Raw genomic sequence first — 267 nt, 5'->3', positions numbered from 1 at the left:
ATGGTGGGAAGCACATTTCCGTCGATACCGGCTTCATCGTCTACAACGAATGCAATTACCCCAATCTCACCGCGCTGTTTGCCGAGCTCGACGTCGCAACGCATGCCAGCGACATGAGCTTCTCGCTGTCGCTGGACGAGGGCCGTCTTGAGTGGAGCGGCTGCGGTCTCTCCTCGCTGTTTGCGCAGAAGCGCAACCTGCTGCGCCCGTCCTTCTTGCTGATGATCCGCGAGATCCTGCGCTTCAACAAGACCTGCCTGGAAGACC

Annotated in this window: 1 pseudogene; it reads left to right on the top strand. The window is 59.2% G+C overall.

Going from position 1 to position 267, the window contains the following annotated elements:
- A pseudogene (locus tag SB772_RS41690) lies at nt 1-267 on the top strand (NAD/FAD-binding protein); the annotation flags it as partial.

The sequence above is a fragment of the Paraburkholderia sp. SIMBA_030 genome, assembly GCF_046535245.1.
Taxonomy (GTDB): domain Bacteria; phylum Pseudomonadota; class Gammaproteobacteria; order Burkholderiales; family Burkholderiaceae; genus Paraburkholderia.
The sequence above is the reverse complement of the archived record's forward strand: the minus strand, read 5'-3'. Positions and strand labels throughout refer to the sequence as shown.